We start from the raw sequence: 22,484 nt of genomic DNA on the forward strand, positions 1-22,484 counted from the left end.
ATGGCCTTCAACTTTCCGCTGTACCACCGTTCGGGAAGCCTGATCTTTCTGGACGACGACATCGACTATCTGGAGATGCTGGGCATGGTCGTGCCCAGCTTTCTGCAGGTCGAACTGTTTTCACGACCGGCGGCTTTCATCGCCCGGATGAACGACGAGCCGGCGCGCTGGGAGGCCGACGCGGGGCACCACCTGCAGATGATCGACCGCTGGCGCCACGGCCACCATCTGCTTCCGCAGGTGCTGCGCTACTGGGGCTCCAACCCGGCGCGCTACCAGCTGGCACAAACCTGTGTGGTGGACTTCGCCATGCCAGGCATCGATGGCCTGAAGGTGCTCGAAACCCTGGTGGACTGGCCGGGCTCGCGCATCCTGCTGACCGGGCAGGCCGATGAGCAGATCGCGATCAAGGCCTTCAACAACGGCCTGATCGACCAGTTCATCCCCAAGCAGACGGCCGACATCGCCGGGCGCCTGATGACCACCCTTATCAAGCTGGCCCGGCGCGCCCATCCGCGGCTGAACACCGTCTGGCGCACGGCCATGCAGTCCCACCACCAGGCCCTGCTGGAAGTGCCATCCATCATGGAGGCGCTGCTGACCCGCGCCCGCTCGCACTGGATCGAGTACGTCGTGCTCGATGAACCCTTTGGCATGCTGGGCCTGACGCCGGAAGGCCTCTGCGAATGGCTGCAGCTGGAGCCCGCCTCCGGCCTGAAGGACGTGGCCGATCTGGCCCGGTCGGCGGGACTGGGGTTCGACGTCGTGCAGGCCATCCAGAAGGGGCTGCTGCTTCCGGCGGTCGAGCTGCACCAGCAGCTGGGCCTGCGCGGGCCGATCCGGACCGAAAAGGCCTTTGCGGTGGGCGACGACGGACAGCTCATCGGCGCCCTGTTCCCGCTGGCGGAGACCGACCTGCCGCTGCCGATCTACCCGTACCGCAACTTCCTGGACATGCAGGGCGTGCGGACCATTCAGGACAGCTGAGCACCACCGCGCTGGCGGCGGGCGGCCGCCCATTCCCAAGGCCGGACCCGGTCGGCGACCAGGCGCGCAGCCGACTCGACGTGTTCGAGCTCCGCCTCGGTCAGCGCCGAGTGCAGGGTCATCCGTGCCAGGGACCGGTTGCGGCTGGTGGCCGGTGCACCAAAGAACGCGGTGTGCACCCCCAGCGCATCCAGCTCGTCGCGCACCTGGATGGTGGCGGGCTCCGGCCCCGCTTCGAGCGCGATGATCTGCTCGGTGCCCTGGTCGATCGGATACCCCATACCGGTCAGCGCGCTGCGGATGCGCCGGGTCACCAGCCGCAGGTTCTCGCGCGCGGCGTCGGCCTGCTGCAGCACGTCCACCGTGGCCGCCAGGCCGGCCGCTTCGTGCGGCAACACGCAGGAGCTGAAGATGTTGGGGAAGCTGGAGGTGAGGATGTGGTAGCGCAGGCGGTCCGGCGCGGTGAAGAAGCCGGCCCGCCCCGCCATGGCCTTGGCCAGGCTCGCGGAGATGAAATGCACCCGGTCCGTCACCCCCAGCTGGCCGCACAGGCCGGCGCCCGATGGACCGTGGGTGCCCAGCGAGTGCGACTCGTCGACCAGGATCATCGAGCCGTGCCGCTCCACCACGTCGAGCATCTCCAGCAGCGGGCACACCGCGCCGGTGGTGCTGTAGACCGAGTCCACCGCCACCAGTCCCGGGCCGTGCCGGCTCATGAGCTTGTCCAGGTGCTGGGGATCGTTGTGCCGGAACACCTGCGAGGGAGCGCGGGCCGCGTGGGCGCCTTCCCACAGCGAAGCATGCGCCTGTCCGTCCAGGTACACCGGCGTCTCTGGATTGGCCACCGACTGGATCAGGCCGACATTGGCCGCGTAGCCGGACTGGCACACGAACCCGTCCTCCTTGCCCACCCAGCGGGCGAGCTTCAGTTCAAGATTGCGGGTCGGGTGTTCGTCGTGCATGAACACCCCGGACTGCACGGCGAAACTGCCGCTGCGGGTCAGCGCCTCCACCTGAGCCCGCACGATGTCCGGATGGCCGGACACCGACAGGTAGTCGTTGCCGTCCAGGCGCACCGAATTGGGGCCGGGGCGTGCGCCCTGCACCGCAAACCGACCCTGCCACAGGTCGTTCCAGCGGGGCACGAAATCCTTCTGGATCCGCGCCTCCAGCGCGGCCGTCAGGCGGGGAGAAGGACGTTGCGCTTCAAGGGTGTGGTCCAGCAGTTCCATGGGTTGCTCCTGTTAAAGAAGAACCCATTGAAAAAACTTGTAGGATGAAAATCGCCCCCTCCCTGTCAGCATTAGCAGGGGTGGTTACGCTTTCTTCTCAAGTCTGACGCTGTTTATCCGATAAGCGGCACGCCCGCGGATGGCAGCGGTCTTTCTGCTCTCAGTTCTGGCGCCAGGGCAGCCCGTGGTGCCGCCAGCCGCCCTTGCGGCCGCGCTGGCCATGGCCATCGGGATCGCCCTCGAAGCCTTCGAGGATGTTGTAGGCCTCCAGGCCCAATTCCGTGGCGCGCCGCGCGGCCGCGACCGAGCGCACACCACTGCGGCACAAGAGCACCAGCTTGCGCCCGCCGTCGGCGGCGGCGCGCACCGCCTCGTCGAACCCGGCGTTCATGGCCATGCCCGGCCACTGCTTCCAGGCCACCGGCAGCGCGCCGGGCACAAAGCCCACCCATTCGCGCTCGGCGTCGGTGCGCACATCCACCAGCACCGCCTCGCCCTGCTGCACCCACTGCCAGGCCAGCTGGGGCGACACATCGCCCGCGTAGCCGCCCTGCCCGGCGCGCGGCTGCATCAGCTGCACCCCGTCGGCGTCGTGCCGCAGCCCGGACGTGAGGTTGGCGGGCACCGCCTCGTCGATGCGGCGCGGCCTGGGCAGGTTCAGGCTGTCCATGATGGCCACGAATTCGGCCTCGGTCTTGCCGGCCACGCGCGGGTTGCCGGTCTTCTCGTGGCCGATGGTGGACGAGGTGCGACCCTGGTAGTCGTGCCCGGGCCAGACGGTGGTGTCATCGGGCAGCGCAAACAGCACTTGTGTGAGGCTGCGGTAGAGGTCGACCGCGCTGCCCGACTGGAAATCGGTGCGGCCACAGCCGCCGATCAGCAGCGCGTCGCCGGTGAAGACGTGATCGCGCCAGAGGTAGCTCATGCTGCCGGCCGTGTGGCCCGGCGTGTGCAGGGCGCGCAGGCGCTCACCGCCGAATTCAAGCTCGTCCCCATCCTGCAGCTGCCGGCCCGCGGTGCCGATGCCGCAGCCCGCCGGCGCCGCAGTCCTGGCGCCCGCCAGCTCGGCCAGCTTGCCGGCGCTGGTGATGTGGTCGGCATGGGCATGGGTCTCCAGAGTCCAGACCAGGCGCAACCCATACTCGCGCAGCACCGCCAGGTCGCGCTCGATCTGCTCGTCCACCGGGTCGATGATCACCGCCTCGCGCGTGGTCTGGTCGAACAGCAGGTAGGTGTAGGTGCTGGACGCGGGATCGAACAGCTGGATGGGTTTCATGGCAGGACCTGAAGGGCGGTGGGTCAGGAAAAACGGGCCAGCATGTCGGCCACGTCGTCGGGCGGCACGTCGCCCTGGGCGATCACGCAGCCGACCATGGCAAAAAAGCTCTTGTCCAGGGCCTTGCGGGCGGCGGACAGCTGCTGGGCCACCGTCTCGCAGTCGGCGTCGGATTCCAGCAGCTTCTGGATGCCGCGCAACTGCCCTTCGACGCGCTTGAGGCGCAGCACCAGGGCACGTTTGCGTTCGGGGTCGTGGACGGTGGGCATCGGTCTCTTTCTCTCAGGGCGGCAGCCGCTAGATTCTAGGCTTGGGCGGGCTTCCCCCATGGTGAATCCGGGCGGCCTGCGTTAACATTCGAATTTACGTTTACGTAAACGTCAATCAAACCGAAAATACCCTCATGAGCACCCAGAACGGCATGGACCAGGCGGTTTTTCCGTCGCTGCGCGCACCGGCGGGCAGCGCCTGGGCCCGGTGGCAGATCGGGCCCGCCCGGCGCCAGGTCCGGCTGAAAGACCTGGCGCCGGGGGACAAACCCTTCTCCAAAGGCAGCAAGGCCGAGGACCAGGCCCGGGTGCAGGCCCTGGCACGCGAGATCGACGAGCTGCAGAACCTGTTCTACGCCGATGGCCGGCACAAGCTGCTGGTGATCCTGCAGGGCACCGACACCTCGGGCAAGGACGGCACCATCCGCGGCGTGTTCGGCCAGACCAGTCCGCTGGGCGTGCACACCGTGGGCTGGAAAGCGCCCACCGAGCCCGAGCGCGCGCACGACTACCTCTGGCGCATCCACCAGCAGGTGCCGGCCGCGGGCCACATCACCGTGTTCAACCGCAGCCACTACGAAGACGTGCTGGTGCCGGTGGTCAATGGCTGGATCACCCCGGCGCAGACGAAGCAGCGCTACCAGCACATCAACGACTTCGAGCGCCTGCTGGCCGAGACCGGCACCGTGGTGCTGAAGTTCATGCTGCACATCGGCTTCGACGAGCAGCGCGAGCGCCTGCAGGAGCGGGTGGACGACGTCACCAAACACTGGAAATTCAGCCTGGGTGATCTGGACGTGCGCAAACAGTGGGCGCAGTACCAGCAGGCCTACGAGGACCTGCTCGAAGCCACCTCGACCGCTTGGGCGCCCTGGACCGTGGTGCCCGCCAACAGCAAGACGCACCGCAACCTGATGATCGCGACCATCGTGCGCGACACGCTGCAGGCGCTGGACCTGCGCTTTCCTCCCGAAGACCCGGCCCTCAAGGGGCTGCGGGTCGAATGACCGCTCATCCCGACAAGACCACCCGAGAGAGACCCCACCATGACCGACCTGTCCGCCGACTTCAAGGCCCTGGCCAGCTACCGCCCCACGAACAAGGTGCGCTTTGTCACCGCCGCGAGCCTGTTCGATGGCCACGACGCCGCCATCAACATCATGCGGCGCATCCTGCAGGGCATGGGCGCCGAGGTGATCCACCTGGGCCACAACCGCTCGGTGGACGACGTGGTCACGGCCGCGCTGCAGGAAGATGTGCAGGGCATTGCCATCAGCTCCTACCAGGGCGGCCACGTCGAGTACTTCAAGTACATGGTGGACCTGCTCAAGCAGCGCGGCGGTGAGCACATCCAGGTGTTCGGTGGCGGTGGCGGCGTGATCGTGCCGGCCGAGATCCGCGAGCTGCACGCCTACGGCGTGGGCCGGATCTACAGCCCCGAAGACGGCCAGCGCATGGGCCTGCAGGGCATGATCGGCGAGATGGTGATGCGCTGCGACCGCGACATCAGTTCGTATGCCCCCAAGGCCATCGACGCCATCCAGGGCCATGGCGAGATGAACTGGCGCGCGCTGGCGCAGCTGATCACCGCCCTGGAGAACGGCAAGGCCGATGCGTCTATGGTCGAGGCGGTGCGCGCCGCAGCGGCCGGCAAAACCGTGCCCGTGCTCGGCATCACCGGCACCGGCGGCGCCGGCAAGTCCAGCCTCACCGACGAACTGATCCGCCGCATCCGCCTGGACCAGGACGATGCGCTGCGCGTGGCCGTCATTTCCATCGACCCCAGCCGTCGCAAGAGCGGCGGCGCCCTGCTGGGTGACCGCATCCGCATGAACGCCATCACGCCCTGGCAGAAGGGCCCGCGCGTCTACATGCGCAGCCTGGCCACACGCGACACCAGCAGCGAGATCAGCGCCGCCCTGCCCGACGTGGTGGCGGCCTGCAAGGTGGCGGGCTTCGACCTGATCATCGTCGAGACCTCGGGCATCGGCCAGGGCGATGCGGCCATCGTGCCGCACGTGGACATTCCGATGTACGTGATGACGCCCGAGTTCGGTGCCGCCAGCCAGCTGGAAAAGATCGACATGCTGGACTTCGCCGAGTTCGTGGCGATCAACAAGTTCGACCGCAAGGGCGCGACCGACGCGCTGCGCGATGTGGCCAAACAGGTGCAGCGCAACCGCGAGGCCTTCACCGTGCCGCCGGAGCAGATGCCGGTGTTCGGCACCATGGCCGCACGCTTCAACGACGACGGCGTGACCGCGCTCTACCAGGCGCTCAAGGCCCGGCTGATCGAGAAGGGACTGAAGCTGTCCGACGGCCAACTGCCGCTGGTGAACGTGCGCCACAGCACCAACCAGACGCCCATCGTGCCGCCGGCGCGCACGCGCTACCTGGCCGAGATTTCGGACACCGTGCGCGGCTACAAGAAGAAGGCGCGCGAGCAGGCGACGCTGGCGCGCGAGATCCAGCAGCTGCGCGCCGCCGCTGCGATGCTCGCGGTGGACAAACCCAACCGGCCCAAGGCCTCCGAGGCTGCCATCGACCTCGCGCAGACCCGCGAGCTGCAGCAGGACCCGGCGGCCCGCAAGCTGCTGGCCCAGTGGCCCGACATGCAGAAGGCCTACGCGGGCGACGAGTACGTGGTGAAGATCCGCGACAAGGAAATCCGCACCGCGCTGACCACGAAATCGCTCAGCGGAACCACCATCCGCAAGGTCGCCTTGCCTCAGTACGAGGACCACGGCGAGATCCTCAAGTGGCTGATGCTGGACAACGTGCCCGGCAGCTTCCCCTACACCTCGGGCACCTTCGCCTTCAAGCGCGAGGGCGAGGACCCGACCCGCATGTTCGCCGGCGAAGGCGACCCCTTCCGCACCAACCGCCGCTTCAAGCTGGTGAGCGAGGGCATGCCGGCCAAGCGCCTGTCCACCGCCTTCGACTCGGTCACGCTCTATGGCAACGACCCCGACCTGCGCCCCGACATCTACGGCAAGGTGGGCAACAGCGGCGTGAACGTGGCGACGCTGGACGACATGAAGGTGCTGTATTCGGGCTTCGACCTGTGCAACCCGACCACCAGCGTGTCCATGACGATCAACGGGCCGGCGCCGTCGATCCTGGCGATGTTCATGAACACCGCCATCGACCAGAACCTGGAGAAGTTCAAGGCCGAGAACGGCCGCGAGCCGACCGACACCGAGGCCGCCAAGATCCGCGAATGGGTGCTGGCCAATGTGCGCGGCACGGTGCAGGCCGACATCCTCAAGGAAGACCAGGGCCAGAACACCTGCATCTTCTCGACCGAGTTTTCATTGAAGGTGATGGGCGACATCGCCGAGTACTTCGTGCACCACGACGTGCGCAACTTCTACTCGGTGTCGATCTCGGGATACCACATCGCCGAAGCGGGGGCCAACCCGATCAGCCAGCTGGCCTTCACGCTGTCCAACGGCTTCACCTTCGTGGAGGCGTACCTGGCGCGCGGCATGCACATCGACGACTTCGCGCCCAACCTGTCGTTCTTCTTCAGCAACGGCATGGACCCGGAGTACACGGTGCTGGGCCGCGTCGCCCGCCGCATCTGGGCCGTGGCGATGAAGGAGAAATACGGCGCCAACGAACGCAGCCAGAAGCTCAAGTACCACATCCAGACCTCCGGCCGCAGCCTGCACGCGCAGGAAATCCAGTTCAACGACATCCGCACCACGCTGCAGGCGCTGATCGCGATCTACGACAACTGCAACTCGCTGCACACCAACGCCTTCGACGAAGCGATCACCACGCCGACCGAAGACTCGGTGCGCCGCGCGATGGCGATCCAGCTCATCATCAACCGCGAGTGGGGACTGGCCAAGAACGAGAACCCGAACCAGGGCAGCTTCATCATCGACGAGCTGACCGAGCTGGTGGAAGAAGCCGTGCTGGCCGAGTTCGAGAAGATCGCCGAACGCGGCGGCGTGCTGGGCGCGATGGAGACCGGCTACCAGCGCAGCAAGATCCAGGAAGAGAGCATGCACTACGAGATGCTCAAGCACACCGGCGAGTACCCCATCATCGGCGTCAACACCTTCCGCAACCCCAAGGGCGATCCGGTGCCCGAGTCCATCGAGCTGGCGCGTTCGACCGAGGAAGAAAAGCAGAGCCAGCTGCAGCGCCTGGCCGACTTTCACGCGCGCCACGCCCACGAGGCCCCGGTCCAGCTGGCGCGGCTGAAGCAGGCGGTGATCGAGAACCGCAACGTGTTCGAGGTGCTGATGGACGCGGTGCGCTGCTGCAGCCTGGGCCAGATCACCAGCGCGCTGTTCGAGGTGGGTGGACAGTACCGCCGGAACATGTGATCGCCCGCCCGGGTCCGGGTTGCTAGACTCCCTGTGACCCATCTGGGTCCACGCACAGCAACCCACCCTTTCATGGCCTCACCCAGCGAGCCGACCACCCCCCCGTTCCGCAGCGATTCCCGACCCTGGGGGCTGGTGGCGCTGGTGCTCGTGTCCATTGGCCTGCTGGTCGCGCTGGTCACCGTCCTGCTGCTGGCCCAGCGGGACGCGGCCCTGGATCTCGCCCAGGCGCGGGCGCAGCGGGAGGTCCGGCGCCTGGCCGCAGAACTCGACCAGTCCCTCCGGATGGGTCGTGCCGCCATAGAGGCCAGCCGCCCCTCGTCCGGGCTGCAGCCGCCCTATCTGCTGGACGACCACCGCCCGCTGGCGGACTCTCTGAGCCTGCCGTTCGAACTGCACCGCCGGCCCCCTGGCGACCGGGCCTCCCCCGACATTCCCGATCAGGTGTGGGTGCCGGAATTGGCCCGCCAGGAAGGCGGACGCTGGGTGCTGCCCTTCCTCTGGCGCCAGCCGGGGGCCGGTGCCCCCGAAGCCTACGAGCTGTGGTTGCCACGAGACGCTCTTCTGGGCCGCTTCGAATCCGAAGGCCTGCCCAAGGGCGGCAGCATGAGCCTGTTCCGGCTCGAGCCCGACGGGGCCACCACGCTGCTGGTGCGGCATCCCATGGTGGCCGAGGAGCAGGGTCGCAGCTTCCGTGGCCACGTGGCCGCCGCGCTCGACCACCAGCCCGGCGGGGTGTTCCGGGCTGCGGCCAAGCTCGACGGCGTGGAGCGCATCGTCGGCTACCAGCGCCTCGGCGGTGAGGCCGACCGCGTGGTCGTGGTGTACGCCCTGTCGGTCGACAGCGTGCTGACCGGCTGGCGGACCATCCTCCCGCTGGCCTGGGGCCTCACCCTGCTGGTGGCCGCAGCCATGGCCCACGGCGCGTGGCGCCTGCACCGCTCGATGCGCGCACTGGCCCGCAGCGAGCACCATCTGCAGACCCTGACCGACCACATGCCCGATGTGGTCGTGCGCTACGACAGCGCCTGCCGCGTGCTGTTTGCCAACCCCACCATAGAAGTGGCGACCGGGCTGAACCCCGGTGCACTGATCGGCCGCCCCATCAGCGCCCTGGGCGGCTCCCCCGACAACGAGGCGCTGTGGACCGCCTGCCTGCAAAGGGTGTTGGCCAGCGGGGAGGCCGAAACCGTCTACTTCAGCCACCCGGGACCCGGCGGCATGAGGCACTGGGAGTCCCAGGCCCGCCGGGAGCCTGCGCCGGCCGGCGAAGCCCCCACCGTCCTGGTCATCACGCGCGACATCACCGAGCGACGTGAAGCGGAAGCCTTGCGGCACTCCGCGCAACAGCTCTTCGAGACCGCCTTCCAGGCCGCCCCCGAAGCCATGTCGCTCAGCGAGTGGCACAGCGGCCGGCTGCTGCTGGTCAACGACACCTTCTGCGAACTGTTCGGGCGATCACGCGAACAGCTGATTGGCCAGCCCTCGGCCGGTCTGGGGCTCTGGAACTCCGCCATCCGGCACCAGAGCCTGATCGACGCCCTGGAGCATGGCGAGAAGGTGCGTGATGTCGAGGGCAGCAGCCACCGGGCCGACGGTCAGTTGATCCATGTGCGCTACAGCGCCGAACGGGTGCAGCGGGACGGTGGTGACTGCCTGTTGCTGATGTTCCGCGACGTCACCCAGCTGGAGCGGGATCAGCGGGCACTCAAGCGCAATGAACAGCGATTCCGGCTGGCCGCCTCACACGGACAGGTCTGGGAACGCGACTTCCTGCGCGACCTCATCCTGCCCAGCGACGAGTTCTTCCTGAACCTGGGGTATCCGCCTCCTGCGCAAGAGCAGATGGAGAAGGTCATCGTGGGGCTGATCCATCCCGAAGACCGCCGACGCGTGCGCGAGGCCCTGCACCGTTTCCTCCGGGGCGAGGCCGAGTTCCGCATCGAATTCCGCGCCATCGACGCCCAGGGCCGGGTGCGCTGGCTCGACACCCGGGGCAGCGGCCTGCGCAACGCCATGGGCCGGGTGACCTACATGGCGGGAACGATCTTCGAGATCACCGACCGCAAGGCACTGGAAGAAGCACAGCGACAGACCCTCAAACACCTGGACACGGTGGCCAATGCCTCGGCCGGTCTGGCCTGGACCGTGGACGACCAGAAGCACCCGGACTGGCTCAACCAGGCCTGGCTCGACTTCACCGGCCGCGACCTGGCCACCGAATGCGAGACCTTCTGGCTGGAGGATCTGCATCCGCAGGACCGGGACCGCTGCGAGAAGATCTTCGACGAGAGCTTTGATGCGCACCGCCCGTACAGCATGGAATACCGCCTGCGCCGCCACGACGGCGTGTACCGCTGGGTGCACGAACAGGCCAGGCCCCGCTACGACGCCGACCAGCGCTTCATCGGCTACGTCGGCTCCTGCCTGGACGTGACCGATCTGCGGGAGGCCGAGGCCACCGCACGCGAGCGCGACGCCACCCTCAAGCAGGTCTTCGACGTGCTCCGGGACTTGCTGTTTGTGGTGGACGCCCAGGAGCGCTTCGTGTTCTACCAGGCAGGCGCCGACCAGCTCTATCGCCGGCCCGAGGAGTTCCTGGGGCGCACCATCCGCGAGGTCATGCCCGCGCCGCTCGCAGCCACCATGCATTCGGCCATGGCCAGGGCGCGCACCGACGGACTGCAGGAGCTGGACTACAGCATGGAACTGTCCGATGGCGCCCACTACTTCAACACCCGCCTGGCCTGGCTGCCGGGCGGCGACCAGTGCATGTTCCTGGTGCGCGACACGACCGAGCAGCAGCAGGTCCAGCGCGAGCGGGAGCACCTGAACGACTTTGTGCTGCTGCTGTTCCGCCTGGCCAACCGCTTCATCAACCTGCCCCTGCAGCAGATGGACCAGGCCATCCTGGAAGCGCTGGGCGATCTTGGAAGCTTCGTGGCCGCCGACCGCGCCTACCTGTTCGCCTACGACTTCCAGACCCGCACCAGTTCCAACACGCACGAGTGGTGCGCCGAGGGCATTGCCTCCGGGCAGGCCTTTCTGCAGAACCTGCCGATGGGCCGGGCCCAGGACTGGGAGGCGGCCCACCAGCGGGGCGAGATGGTCTATGTGCCCGATGTGCAGGCCCTGCCCGAAAGCCCGCTCAAGGACCTCATCATGGCCCAGGGCATCCGAAGTCTCATGACCTTGCCCCTGACAGGGCAGGACGGCTGCCTCGGCTACGTGGGCCTGGACTCGGTCCGCAGCACGCACGAGTACGACGAGGAAAAGATCACGCTGCTCAAGCTGTTCGCACAGATGCTGGTCAACCTGCAGGAACGCAGCCGCGCCCAGGCCCGGCTGCGCGAGCTGGCCGAGCAGCTCGAACAGAAGGTGCAGGAGCGCACCCAACAGTTGCACGACAGCGTGCAGCGGCTGCAGGTCGTCAACCGCGAGCTGGAATCCTTCACCTACTCGGCCTCGCACGACCTGCGCACGCCGCTGCGCGGCATCGAAGGGTTCAGCGCCCTGCTGCTGGAAGAGCACGCGCAGCAGCTGGACGAGCAGGGCCGCGACTACCTGCGCCGCATCCAGCGCGCGACGCTGCACATGTCGCGCCTGGTCAGCGACCTGCTGGCCTACTCCCGGCTGCAGCAGATGACGGAGCAGATCGGGCCGGTGGGTCTGGCCGCGTGCGTGCGGGACGTGGTGACGCCGTTCCGCGACGAGCTCGAAACCCGCCAGGGCGTGCTGGAGACGTCGGTGCCCGACGACCTCCAGGTGCAGGCCGACCCCAAGGGCTTGGCCATCGTGCTGCGCAACCTGATCGACAACGCACTCAAATTCACGCCCGCGGGCCAGGCGCCGCACATCCGCATCGAGGCGCAAATCCGCGGCGACCGGGTGTTGCTGAGCGTGACCGACCAGGGTATCGGCTTCGACATGAAGCACCACGACCGCATCTTCGGCATGTTCCAGCGCCTGCACCGGCAGGACCAGATCCCGGGCACCGGCATCGGCCTGGCCCTGGTGCTCAAGGCCGTGGAGCGCATGGGCGGGACGATCCGCGCCGAGAGCGCCCCCGGCCAGGGTGCGCGCTTCGAAATCGAACTGCCCCTGGCCTGAATGCGGGAAAGCCTGCTTGAACGTCCCGCCGCCGTTCCTACACTGACCCGTCTTCCACCAACGAACCGACCATGAACCTACCCGTCAGCCTCATTGGCGTTCCCACCGACATCGGCGCCGGCGCGCGCGGCGCCTCCATGGGGCCCGAGGCCCTGCGCGTGGCCGGCCTGCAAGCGGTGCTGGAGAGCCACGGCCTGCAGGTGATCGACCGAGGCAACCTGGGCGGCCCGTCCAACCCCTGGCAACCGCCGGTCGACGGTTACCGCCACCTGCCCGAGGTGGTGGCCTGGAACACCACACTGCACGACGCGGTGCACACCGAACTCGCCCAGGGCCGACTGCCCATCGTGCTGGGGGGCGACCACTGCCTGGGCATGGGGTCCATCAGCGCGGTGGCCCGCCACTGCCGCGAAACCGGCAAGCAGCTCCGCGTGCTGTGGCTGGACGCGCACGCCGACTTCAACACCGCCGAACTCACCCCCAGCGGCAACGTCCACGGCATGCCGGTGGCCTGCCTGTGCGGCCACGGGCCGGCCGAGCTCACCGGCATCGGCGGCCACACGCCGGCCATCACGCCCGACGTGGTGCGCCAGATCGGCATCCGCAGTGTGGACCCGGGCGAAAAGCGCTTCGTGCACGAAGTGGGTCTGGAAGTGTTCGACATGCGCTACATCGACGAGATGGGCATGCGCCACACCATGGAGCAGGCGCTGATGGGGATGGACGAGAACACCCACCTGCATGTGAGCTTCGACGTGGATTTCCTGGACCCCGAGATCGCACCCGGCGTGGGCACCACGGTGCCCGGCGGCCCGACCTACCGCGAGGCCCAGCTGTGCATGGAGATGATCGCCGACACGGGGCGCCTGGCCTCGCTGGACGTGATGGAACTCAACCCGGCGCTCGATGTGCGCAACCGCACCGCCGAGCTGGCGGTGGACCTGATCGAGAGCCTGTTCGGCAAGTCGACGCTGATGAGGAAGAAATAGGCACCCCCCGCGCCGCCTTCGGCGTCACCCCCCGGGGGGCGATGCGAGCGGCCCGGCGAAGCCGGTTCCACCGCATCACTGGAGCAGGCACGCGCTCCGTATGCGTTGTCTTTCAGCTCTTGCCTACGAGTTCGAGGTGCTCGACCACCGGCGGCTGCAGGAAGAACGGGCCGACGATGCTGCGCCACTCGGCAAAGGCCGGCGACTGGCGGAAACCCACCGTGTGGTCTTCCAGCGTGTCCCAGTAGATGTTCAGGATGTAGCGGCCCGGGCTTTCGATGCTGCGGTTGACCTTGAAGCCCTGAAAGCCTTTGGCCTGGGCAATCACGGTGCTGGCCCCGCGCAGGATCGCGGCTTCAAAGTCGGCCGCCTTGGCGGGGTCGATGCAGATGTCGGCGTGTTCAAGAATCATGTTCGCTCCTGCGGGTTCAGGCCACGGCGGCCCGGCGGTCGTCGCGAATCATATCCACGGCCTTCTCAGCCATCATGATCACCGGCGCATTGGTGTTGCCGCCGACCACGCTGGGCATCGCCGACGCATCGACCACGCGCAGCCCGTCCACGCCGTGCACCTTCAGCCGAGCGTCGACCACGGCACCCGCCGCCGGGTCCGGCCCCATGCGGCAGGTGCCGACCGGGTGGTAGATGGTGTCGGCGTGGTGGCGAACGAACTGCTCGATCTGGGCATCGCTCTGCGCGTCGCGCGAGGCGGCCGATTCGATGCCGCCATGGCGCGCCAGTGCCGGCTGCTGCAGCAATGCGCGCATGCGCTTGAAGCCCAGCACCAGCCGCGCGACGTCGTCCGGATCCTGCAGGAAGGCCGGGTCGATCAGCGGCGCCACCTGCGGGTCGGTGCTGGCGAGGCGCAGCGTGCCGCGGCTCCGGGGGCGCAACAGGCAGACGTGGCAGGAGTAGCCATGGCCGAGCACGGTCTTGCGACCATGGTCCACCAGCTTGCCGACCACGAAGTGCAGTTGCAGGTCGGGAATCGCCTCCTCGGGTGAGCTCTTGATGAAGCCGCCGGCCTCGGCGAAGTTGGTGGTCAGCATGCCGCTGCGGCGGCTGCGCCACTCGAAGACGCCCTTGACCATGTCGGCGATGCCGCTCGGGGAGATGCCGAACAGTGAAGTCAAACGAGGGGCGTTCACCACCATCACCACGTCCGGGTGGTCGTGCAGGTTGCCGCCCACGCCGGGCAGTTCGTGCACCGCGGCCACGCCATGTTCCGACAGGTGCGCGGTCGGCCCGATGCCCGAGAGCATCAGCAGCTGCGGCGAACCGAAGGCGCCGGCGCTCAGCAGCACCTCGCCACCCGGGTTCAGGGCCAGGGTCTGCGGCGCGCCGCGGCCGCCATCGGGCCGGTATTCGACGCCCACCGCCACGGGGCGCCCACCCCGCTGTTCCGTCACCACGCGCGTGGTGAGCGCGCTGGTGATCACCCGCAGGTTGCTGCGCCCCAGGTGCGGCGTGAGGTAGGCCTTGGCGGCGCTGAAGCGTTCGCCATTCTTGTGCGTGACCTGGTAGACGCCCACGCCCTCCTGCTCGGCGCCGTTGAAGTCGGTGTTGACCGGGTAGCCCGCCTGGCGCCCCGCCTCGACGAAGTCGGGCAGCACCGGGTTGGGCGAGCGCAGGTCCATCACGTTCAGCGGGCCGCCGGCACCGTGCCAGTCGTCGGCCCCGCGCTCGTTGTGCTCGGCGCGCTTGAAGTACGGCAGCACCTCGCCGAACGACCAGCCCGGATTGCCTTCGGCGGCCCAGGCGTCGTAGTCCTGCGCGTGGCCGCGCGCATAGATCATGGCGTTGATGGAGCTGGAGCCGCCCAGCACCTTGCCGCGCGGCTGGTAACCCCGGCGGCCGTGCAGGCCTGGCTGCGGCACGGTGGAATAGTCCCAGCCGTTGAGCTGGTACTTGGCCATCACCGCCAGCCCCGCCGGGCAGTGGATCAGCACGCTGCGGTCCGGCGGCCCGGCTTCGAGCAGCGCCACGCGCACGGCCGGGTCTTCGCTCAGGCGGCCGGCCAGCACGCTGCCGGCGGACCCACCGCCCACGACGATGTAATCGAACATGTTGACTCCTGGCGTCGCGCGCCTGTCATGCCGTTGCAGGACGCTGCGCGACAATGCGGGGCAAGGTAGCACAGGGCCTTTCGCCGCAGTAGGCTGGCCCGCCTAGAGCGCCTCCGTCTTTACCCTCATCTTCCAGGAGTGATTCCCACATGAGCAGCATCCAGACCGTCGGCATCATCGGCGCCGGCACCATGGGCAACGGCATCGCGCAGGCCTGCGCCGTCAGCGGCATCCGCGTCGTCATGGTCGACGTGGCCCAGGCCGCGGTGGACAAGGGCCTGGCCACGGTGGCCGGCAGCCTGGACCGCCTGATCAAGAAAGAGAAGCTGACCGCCGAGGGCAAGGCCACCACGCTGGCGCTGATCAAAGGTTCGACCAGCTACGACGACCTCAAGGGCGCGCAGCTGGTCATCGAGGCCGCGACCGAGAACGAGGGTCTGAAGGTCAAGATCCTGCAGCAGCTCGACGGCATCCTGGCGCCCGAGGTGATCGTCGCCACCAACACCAGTTCGATCAGCATCACCAAGCTCGCCGCCGCGACCCAGCGCGCCGACAAGTTCATCGGCATGCACTTCTTCAACCCCGTGCCCATGATGGCGCTGGTGGAAATCATCCGCGGCCTGCAGACCAGCGACGCCACGCACGACGCGGTCAAGGCCCTGGCCGAAGCCCTGGGCAAGACACCGATCACCGTGAAGAACGCCCCCGGCTTCGTGGTCAACCGCATCCTGGTGCCCATGATCAACGAGGCCTTCTTCGTGCTGGCCGAGGGCATCGCCACGCCCGAGGACATCGACGCCGGCATGAAGCTGGGCACCAACCAGCCCATCGGTCCGCTGGCCCTGGCCGACATGATCGGCCTGGACGTCTGCCTGGCGGTGATGAACGTCTACATGGCCGAGTTCAACGACAGCAAGTACCGCCCGGCCCCGCTGCTCAAGGAGATGGTGGCGGCCGGCTGGCTGGGCCGCAAGACGGGGCGCGGGGTGTATACGTACTGAGGCACCCACGACAGAAGGGTAGTTGATCCAGTGGCACCGCGGAACCGGCTTCGCCGGGCCGCCAGTGCCGCCCCCCGGGGGTGACGCCGAAGGCGGCGCGGGGGGAGCCATTTCTTGAGGCAGATCAATGGGCGGCGGCGCCGCGTCTCCAGAATGGCCTGAACGCCATCAAGGAGTCTCCCATGAGCGCAGCCCCCGTCTCCATTGCCATCTTCGAGTTTCTCGACAGCACCCACCAGGACATCCAGGACCATGTGCGGCAGCTGCACGGGCTGGTGGACGCCATCGAGTCCGACGGGCTGAACGCGGCCACCCGGGCGCTGGCCCGCCGCGTGTTGAACTACTTCAACACCGAGGCGCGCCAGCACCACCTGGACGAAGAAAAGCACATCTTCCCGGCGCTGCTGGCCAGCCAGGACGCCGAGGTCGTTCAGGCGGCCGAGCACCTGATTCAGGACCACGGCTGGCTGGAAGAGAACTGGATCCAGATCGCCCCTTCCCTGGAAGCGGCCGCCAACGGCAACCTCTGGTTCGACCCGGCCGAGCTTCGGCACGCGCTGGACGTGTTCGAGGCGCTGTACCTGGACCACATCCTGCTGGAGGAATCGCTGGCCTACCCGGAGGCCAGGAAGCGGCTGGTCGGCATCGACACCATCGGCATGGGCCGCGAGATGGCACGGCGGCGCGTGATGGCCCAGGACGAGGTGCGCGCCCTCGCCTGAGAGCCCCTGCTCGGAAGGTGCCAAGAGGTGCCCTCGTACACTGACCGGCTTCCTGTCCTGCACCTGAAGCCATGAGTTCTTTCGACTTCGACCTCTTTGTCATCGGCGGCGGCAGCGGCGGTGTGCGTGCCGCCCGCATGGCCGCCGGCCGCGGCGCCCGCGTGGCGCTGGCCGAAACCCTGGGCACCGACGGCCTGGGCGGCACCTGCGTCAACGTGGGCTGCATCCCCAAGAAGCTCTACAGCTACGCGGCGCACTACCACGACGCCTTCGAGGAGTCGCGCGGTTTTGGCTGGGAACTGGACGCCGCCCCCACCTTCAACTGGTCCACCCTCAAGGCCAACCGGACCAAGGAAATCTCGCGCCTGAACGGCGTCTACGCCAACCTGCTGCGCGGCTCGGGCGTCACCGTCATCAACGGCTTTGCGCGCATCGACGGACCGCACGCCATCACCGTGGCGACGCTCAACGCCGATGGCTCGCCGGGCCACCAGTCCTGCACCGCCGCGAACATCCTCATTGCCACCGGTGGCACGCCCTTCGTGCCGCACTTCACCGGGCGCGAGCACGTCATCACCTCCAACGAGGTGTTTGACCTCGACCCCTTCCCGCAGCGCCTGCTGGTGGTCGGCGGTGGCTACATCGCCTGCGAGTTCGCGTCCATCTTCAACGGCCTCGGCGCCAAGGTCACCCAGCTCTACCGGGGCGAACAGGTGCTGCGCGGCTTCGATGACGAGATCCGCCACTTCGTGGCCGGCGAGATGCAGAAGTCGGGTGTGGACCTGCGCCTGAACGCCGGCGTGGTGGACATCCGCAAAACCGCGGACGGTCTGCGCGCCGAGCTGGAAGACGGCAATGTCGTCATGGCCGACGCCGTGCTCTACGCCACCGGCCGAAAGCCCAATGTGCAGGGACTGGGCCTGGAGGCCTTGGGCGTGGCCCAGGGCGCGCAAGGTGAGGTCATCGTGAACGAACACTACCGCACCAACGTGCCCAGCATCTGGGCCGTGGGTGACGTGACCAACCGGGTGCAGCTCACGCCGGTGGCGCTGGGCGAGGCCATGGTGGTGGTGGACCAGCTGTTCGGCCCGGCCCCCGGCAAGGCGCCGCGCAGCATGGGCTACGAGTTCATCCCCACCGCGGTGTTCACCCACCCCAGCATCGGGACCGTGGGCTACAGTGAGGCGCAGGCGCGCGAGAAGTTCGGCGCGGTCACCGTGTTCCGCAGCGAGTTCAAGGCGCTGCGGCACACGCTCTCGGGCAGCAGCGAACGCACGCTGATGAAGCTGATCGTGGACACCGCCAGCGACCGCGTGGTGGGCCTGCACATGGTGGGCGCCGAGGCCGGCGAGGTCGTGCAGGGCTTCGCCGTGGCCATGAAGGCCGGCGCCACCAAGGCGGTGTTCGACAGCACCATCGGCATCCACCCGACGGCGGCCGAAGAGTTCGTGACCATGCGCGACCCCGTCAAGAGCTGAACCACAGCAACCCGGCCGCCACCAGCACGGTGTGCAGCCAAAGGCCCGGCGCCAGCCAGCGCAGGTAGGCCATGCCCCCGGTGAGCCCGGCGGTGACGCTCTTGCTCGCCGCGTGCACCAGCAAGGCCAGCGCCACCGCCCACACGCCGGCCGGCCCCGACACGGGGGTGGTGGCGGAGAACACCGCCGCCAGCGCAGAATGCAGGTCGGCCAGCGCGGCCACCAGCGCCCCCGCCACCAGGCCGGCATCGCCCAGCCAGCGCTGCAGGGCGTGCACCACCAGCTGCACGCTGCTGAGCAGCACGGCCACGGCCGCGGCACCGCGCAGGCTGAACATGCGGTCGTCGCCGCGCACGGACAGTCCCTCGATGCGCGGCGACGACACCACCAGCCCGTCGCCATCGGTCGGCGCACCGCGCAACAGCACCCAGCCCCACAGCGCCACCACCCCGGCCCCCACCAACGCCGGCAGCCACAGCCGCGCCAGCCAGGCCGGCTGCATGGCCGCGGCCACCAGCAGCAGCTGCACCTGGGTGGACACACAGGACAGCAGGCCGCCGCCGGCCATCAGGCGGGGCTGGGCGCCCTGCTCGCGCACAGCCAGCCCCAGGGTGGCGATGGTGGCCGTGCTGGACACGAAGCCCGAGGCCAGCGCCGACACCGCCACCGCGTGGTGCGCCGCGAGCAGCCGCGCCGCCAGGTGTGCCACCGACTGCACGCCCAGCAGCAGCACCAGCAGCTGCACCACCTTGTGCGGGTTCAGCGGCGTGCCCCACAGCGGCTGGTCGGGCACCAGTGGCAGGGCCATCAGCGCCAGCGCGGCCAACACAATGCCATCGCGCACCTCGCCCGGGCGCAGCCAGTGCAGTGCGAACCGGTGCAGGCGCTCGCGCCCGGCCAGCAGCGCGGTCAGGCCCACGGCCAGGCCCGCCGCCAGCGCCGGACTCCACACGCAGAGCACGCCGGTCAGGTACATCAGCAGCAGCGCGATCTCGGTCGTCGTTCCGGGGTCGTCGGAGCGGTCGCGCTGGTAGGCCAGCAGGGCGAGCCCGGCCACCAGCAGAGCACCGGCGACCACCAGCCCGCCGATCTGGGTCAGCGCCGCCGCCGCGCCGGCCACACTGGTCACCGCAAAGGTGCGCAGGCCGGCGAACGACCGGTTCGGGCCACTGCCCTTGCGCCGCTCGCGCTCGATGCCCACCAGCAGGCCGCAGCCGAGGGCGACCGCCAGCACAGCGGCGGCAGGTGTATCGGGCACAAGGCCCCAGGAATCGGTCATGGACATGGCGCAGCAGAAGGACCCAGGCTGCCGCCACTGTAGCGCCACCACTGTCATGCGAAGCCCGTCACACATGGCCACAATAGCCCCATGCACAAATCCCCCACCTTCATCGCCCCCCAGCTGTTCGACGACCCGGCCGCCGCGCTGGCGCAGGTGCAGCACATCTACGACAGCAGCGTCGCCTTCCTGCGCGAGGCCATGCACGACTTCGTGGCCGGTGCCGAACCAGGGGGTGCCCGCATCCGCGCCTGCTACCCCTTCGTGCGGCTGCATTCGCGCAGCGTCTCGCGCCAGGAGGCCGGTCTGCAGAGCCGCCTGAGCTACGGCTTCGTCGCCGGGCCGGGCCGCTTCGAGACCACGCTCACCCGTCCCGACCTGTACGCCGACTACTACCTGGAGCAGTTCCGCCTGCTGCTGGCCAACCACGACGGCAAGCTGGAGGTGGGCACCAGCACGCAGCCGATCCCGATCCACTTCTCCTTCGCCGAGCATGAACATGTGGAGGGCGAGATGGGCCCCGAGCGCCGCGCCCTGATGCGGGACGTGTTCGACCTGCCCGACCTGACCGTCATGGACGACGGCATCGCCAACGGCACGCACGAACCCAAACCCGGCGAGCCGCACCCGCTGTCGCTGTTCACCGGCCCGCGGGTGGACTATTCGCTGCAGCGCCTTCGCCACTACAGCGGCACCTCGCCCGACTGGTTCCAGAACTTCGTGCTGTTCACCAACTACCAGTTCTACATCGACGAATTCATCAAGCTCGGCCACGCCGAGATGGCCGACCCGCGCAGCGACTACATCGCCTTCGTCGAACCGGGCAACGTGGTCACGCGCCGCGCCGACCTGTCGGCGCAGGCCATCGACGCGCTGGGCAAGGCCCTGCCCCGCCTGCCGCAGATGCCGGCCTACCATCTGCTGCGCGAAGACCGCTCGGGCATCACCATGGTGAACATCGGTGTCGGCCCGTCGAATGCCAAGACCATCACCGACCACATCGCCGTGCTGCGCCCGCACGCCTGGCTGATGCTGGGCCACTGCGCCGGCCTGCGCAACGGTCAGCAGCTGGGCGACTATGTGCTGGCCCACGCCTACGTGCGCGAAGACCATGTGCTCGACGAAGAACTGCCGCTGTGGGTGCCGATCCCGGCGCTGGCCGAGATCCAGGTCGCGCTGGAACAAGCCGTGGCCGACGTGACCGGCGTGCCGCCGCAGGAGCTCAAGCGCATCATGCGCACCGGCACCGTGGCCAGCACCGACAACCGCAACTGGGAACTGCTGCCCGACAACACGCCCCAGCGCCGCTTCTCGCAATCGCGTGCCGTCGCACTGGACATGGAAAGCGCCACCATCGCCGCCAACGGCTTCCGTTTCCGCGTGCCCTACGGCACCCTGCTGTGCGTGAGCGACAAGCCCCTGCACGGCGAGATCAAGCTGCCCGGCATGGCCAACCACTTCTACCGCGAGCGCGTGGACCAGCACCTGCGCATCGGCATCCGCGCGGTGGAACTGTTGCGCGCCGGCGGGGTCGACCAGCTGCACAGCCGCAAGCTGCGCAGTTTTGCGGAAGTGGCTTTTCAATAAGGCGCAGCGCGCCACCCCATCCCCCTCATGCTCACGGAACAACTGCAAACCCTCATCGGCGTCGAACTGTGGCTGGCCTCGGCGCTGGTCATTCTTTTCATCACCCTGCTGGTAGACCAGGCCCTGCGCCTGGTGCTGCGCCGCATCGAGCGCTGGACCCACGCATCCAGCAACCTCTGGGACGAATCGCTGCTGCGATCGGCACGCCGGCCACTGCAGGCGATGGTCTGGCTGGTGGGCCTCAGCCTGGTCGCACGGGCCGTGCATGCGCGCTGGCCCGAGCACGACTGGCTGGGCACCGTGCTGCTCTGGCGCGACATCGGCTTCATGGTCTGCGTGGCCTGGTTCCTCTGGAAGCTCATCGGCGAGGTGACGCAGACCAGCATCCGCCGCCGCACCGAAGCCGGTGAAGACTTCGACCTGACCACCGCGCTGGCGCTGAGCAAGCTGCTGCGCCTGGTGGTGGTGGTGGTCTCCGTCATGACGGCCGCACACGGCCTGGGTTTCCAGATCGGCGGGCTGCTGGCGCTCGGTGGCGTGGGCGGTATCGCGGTCGGCCTGGCCGCCAGGGACCTGCTGGCCAACTTCTTCGGTGGCCTGACCATCTATCTGGACCGCCCCTTCAGCGTCGGCGACTGGATCCGCTCGCCCGACAAGAGCATCGAGGGCACGGTGGAATACATCAGCTGGCGCCACACCCGCATCCGCGCCTTCAACAAGAACCCGATCTACGTGCCCAACGCGGTGTTCACCAGCATCGTGGTCGAGAACCCCTCGCGCATGAGCCACCGGCGCCTGAACGAAGTCATCGGCCTGCGCTACGACGACTTCGCCCAGGTGCAGTCGGTGTGCGACGACATCCGCGGCTATCTCCAGCAACACCCGGCCATCGACACCACGCAGACGCTGATCGTCAACTTCAACCGCTTCGGCGCGAGCTCGCTGGACATCATGGTCTACGCCTTCACGCTCACCCGCGCGTGGGCCGAGTACCAGAAGCTCAAGCAGGAGCTGCTGCTGGCGATGGGCGGCATCATCGAGCGCCATGGCGCGCAGATCGCCTTTCCGACGCAGACGCTGCACCTGGCCACGGACGCTGGCGAGGCGGCCCCACCCCATGAACGTGGCGCGTGACGCGCAACGCCGAC

Annotated in this window: 16 protein-coding genes and 1 pseudogene; 10 read left to right on the forward strand and 7 right to left on the reverse strand. The window is 68.3% G+C overall.

Going from position 1 to position 22,484, the window contains the following annotated elements:
- Positions 1–987, forward strand: coding sequence for a response regulator (locus DD542_RS07260; protein WP_066153791.1), 987 nt, complete (start codon positions 1–3; stop codon positions 985–987).
- Here the strand turns inward: DD542_RS07260 and cqsA are convergent.
- The 4 genes and pseudogenes from cqsA to DD542_RS07275 form a co-directional block, all read right to left on the reverse strand.
- Positions 975–2,219 (reverse strand): alpha-hydroxyketone-type quorum-sensing autoinducer synthase, encoded by a 1,245-nt coding sequence (cqsA, locus tag DD542_RS07265; RefSeq protein ID WP_127804750.1) that lies wholly within the window; start codon positions 2,217–2,219, stop codon positions 975–977. The genes DD542_RS07260 and cqsA overlap by 13 nt on opposite strands.
- A gap of 160 nt (positions 2,220–2,379) precedes the next feature.
- Positions 2,380–2,790, reverse strand: coding sequence for a rhodanese-like domain-containing protein (locus DD542_RS23895; protein ID WP_241559776.1), 411 nt, complete (start codon positions 2,788–2,790; stop codon positions 2,380–2,382).
- 24 nt (positions 2,791–2,814) lie between these two features.
- Positions 2,815–3,495 (reverse strand): annotated as a pseudogene (locus tag DD542_RS23900) (MBL fold metallo-hydrolase); the annotation flags it as partial.
- Positions 3,496–3,518: 23 nt separating this feature from the next.
- Positions 3,519–3,764: a metal-sensing transcriptional repressor gene (locus DD542_RS07275; protein WP_066153800.1), complete on the reverse strand. Its 246-nt coding sequence runs from the start codon at positions 3,762–3,764 to the stop codon at positions 3,519–3,521.
- 134 nt (positions 3,765–3,898) lie between these two features.
- Here DD542_RS07275 and DD542_RS07280 point away from each other — a divergent pair, with 134 nt between their 5' ends.
- The 4 genes from DD542_RS07280 to rocF all read left to right on the forward strand — a co-directional run bounded on the left by DD542_RS07280 (position 3,899) and on the right by rocF (position 13,203).
- The gene (locus DD542_RS07280; RefSeq protein WP_241559715.1) at positions 3,899–4,771 is read left to right on the forward strand and encodes a PPK2 family polyphosphate kinase; all 873 of its coding nucleotides are present in this window, start codon (positions 3,899–3,901) and stop codon (positions 4,769–4,771) included.
- 39 nt (positions 4,772–4,810) lie between these two features.
- Complete coding sequence (icmF, locus tag DD542_RS07285) at positions 4,811–8,104, forward strand: fused isobutyryl-CoA mutase/GTPase IcmF (RefSeq protein ID WP_127804754.1); 3,294 nt, start codon at positions 4,811–4,813, stop codon at positions 8,102–8,104.
- Between the two features lie 72 nt (positions 8,105–8,176).
- Positions 8,177–12,214, forward strand: a complete 4,038-nt coding sequence (locus DD542_RS07290; RefSeq protein WP_127804756.1) for a PAS domain S-box protein — start codon at positions 8,177–8,179, stop codon at positions 12,212–12,214.
- Positions 12,215–12,285: 71 nt separating this feature from the next.
- Positions 12,286–13,203 carry an arginase gene (gene rocF, locus DD542_RS07295; RefSeq protein ID WP_066153809.1) on the forward strand — a complete coding sequence of 306 codons (918 nt, stop codon included), beginning with the start codon at positions 12,286–12,288 and terminating at the stop codon, positions 13,201–13,203.
- A 112-nt stretch (positions 13,204–13,315) separates the two neighbouring features.
- On the opposite strand, the gene DD542_RS07300 is transcribed toward rocF, so the two are convergent.
- Complete coding sequence (locus DD542_RS07300) at positions 13,316–13,615, reverse strand: antibiotic biosynthesis monooxygenase family protein (protein ID WP_127804759.1); 300 nt, start codon at positions 13,613–13,615, stop codon at positions 13,316–13,318.
- Between the two features lie 16 nt (positions 13,616–13,631).
- Entirely contained in the window at positions 13,632–15,269 is a 1,638-nt protein-coding gene (locus DD542_RS07305; RefSeq protein WP_127804761.1) for a choline dehydrogenase, read from the reverse strand.
- Positions 15,270–15,418: 149 nt separating this feature from the next.
- Between DD542_RS07305 and DD542_RS07310 the strand changes: the two genes are divergently transcribed.
- From DD542_RS07310 to gorA, 3 genes are all read left to right on the forward strand, one after another.
- Entirely contained in the window at positions 15,419–16,270 is an 852-nt protein-coding gene (locus tag DD542_RS07310) for a 3-hydroxybutyryl-CoA dehydrogenase (RefSeq protein WP_127804763.1), read from the forward strand.
- 182 nt (positions 16,271–16,452) lie between these two features.
- Positions 16,453–16,992: a hemerythrin domain-containing protein gene (locus DD542_RS07315; protein WP_127804765.1), complete on the forward strand. Its 540-nt coding sequence runs from the start codon at positions 16,453–16,455 to the stop codon at positions 16,990–16,992.
- A 71-nt stretch (positions 16,993–17,063) separates the two neighbouring features.
- On the forward strand, positions 17,064–18,470 hold the full coding sequence (gene gorA / locus DD542_RS07320) for a glutathione-disulfide reductase (protein WP_127804767.1): 1,407 nt from the start codon (positions 17,064–17,066) through the stop codon (positions 18,468–18,470).
- Here gorA and DD542_RS07325 read toward each other — a convergent pair.
- Complete coding sequence (locus tag DD542_RS07325) at positions 18,460–19,755, reverse strand: MgtC/SapB family protein (RefSeq protein WP_241559716.1); 1,296 nt, start codon at positions 19,753–19,755, stop codon at positions 18,460–18,462. The genes gorA and DD542_RS07325 overlap by 11 nt on opposite strands.
- A gap of 84 nt (positions 19,756–19,839) precedes the next feature.
- Here DD542_RS07325 and DD542_RS07330 point away from each other — a divergent pair, with 84 nt between their 5' ends.
- Both DD542_RS07330 and DD542_RS07335 read left to right on the forward strand, forming a co-directional pair.
- Positions 19,840–21,336, forward strand: coding sequence for an AMP nucleosidase (locus DD542_RS07330; protein WP_127804771.1), 1,497 nt, complete (start codon positions 19,840–19,842; stop codon positions 21,334–21,336).
- Between the two features lie 27 nt (positions 21,337–21,363).
- Positions 21,364–22,470: a mechanosensitive ion channel family protein gene (locus DD542_RS07335; RefSeq protein ID WP_079364351.1), complete on the forward strand. Its 1,107-nt coding sequence runs from the start codon at positions 21,364–21,366 to the stop codon at positions 22,468–22,470.
- Positions 22,471–22,484 lie beyond the last annotated feature (14 nt).

Origin of the sequence: Hydrogenophaga sp. NH-16, assembly GCF_004006415.1 — a bacterium.
Taxonomy (GTDB): Bacteria; Pseudomonadota; Gammaproteobacteria; order Burkholderiales; family Burkholderiaceae_C; genus Hydrogenophaga; species Hydrogenophaga pseudoflava.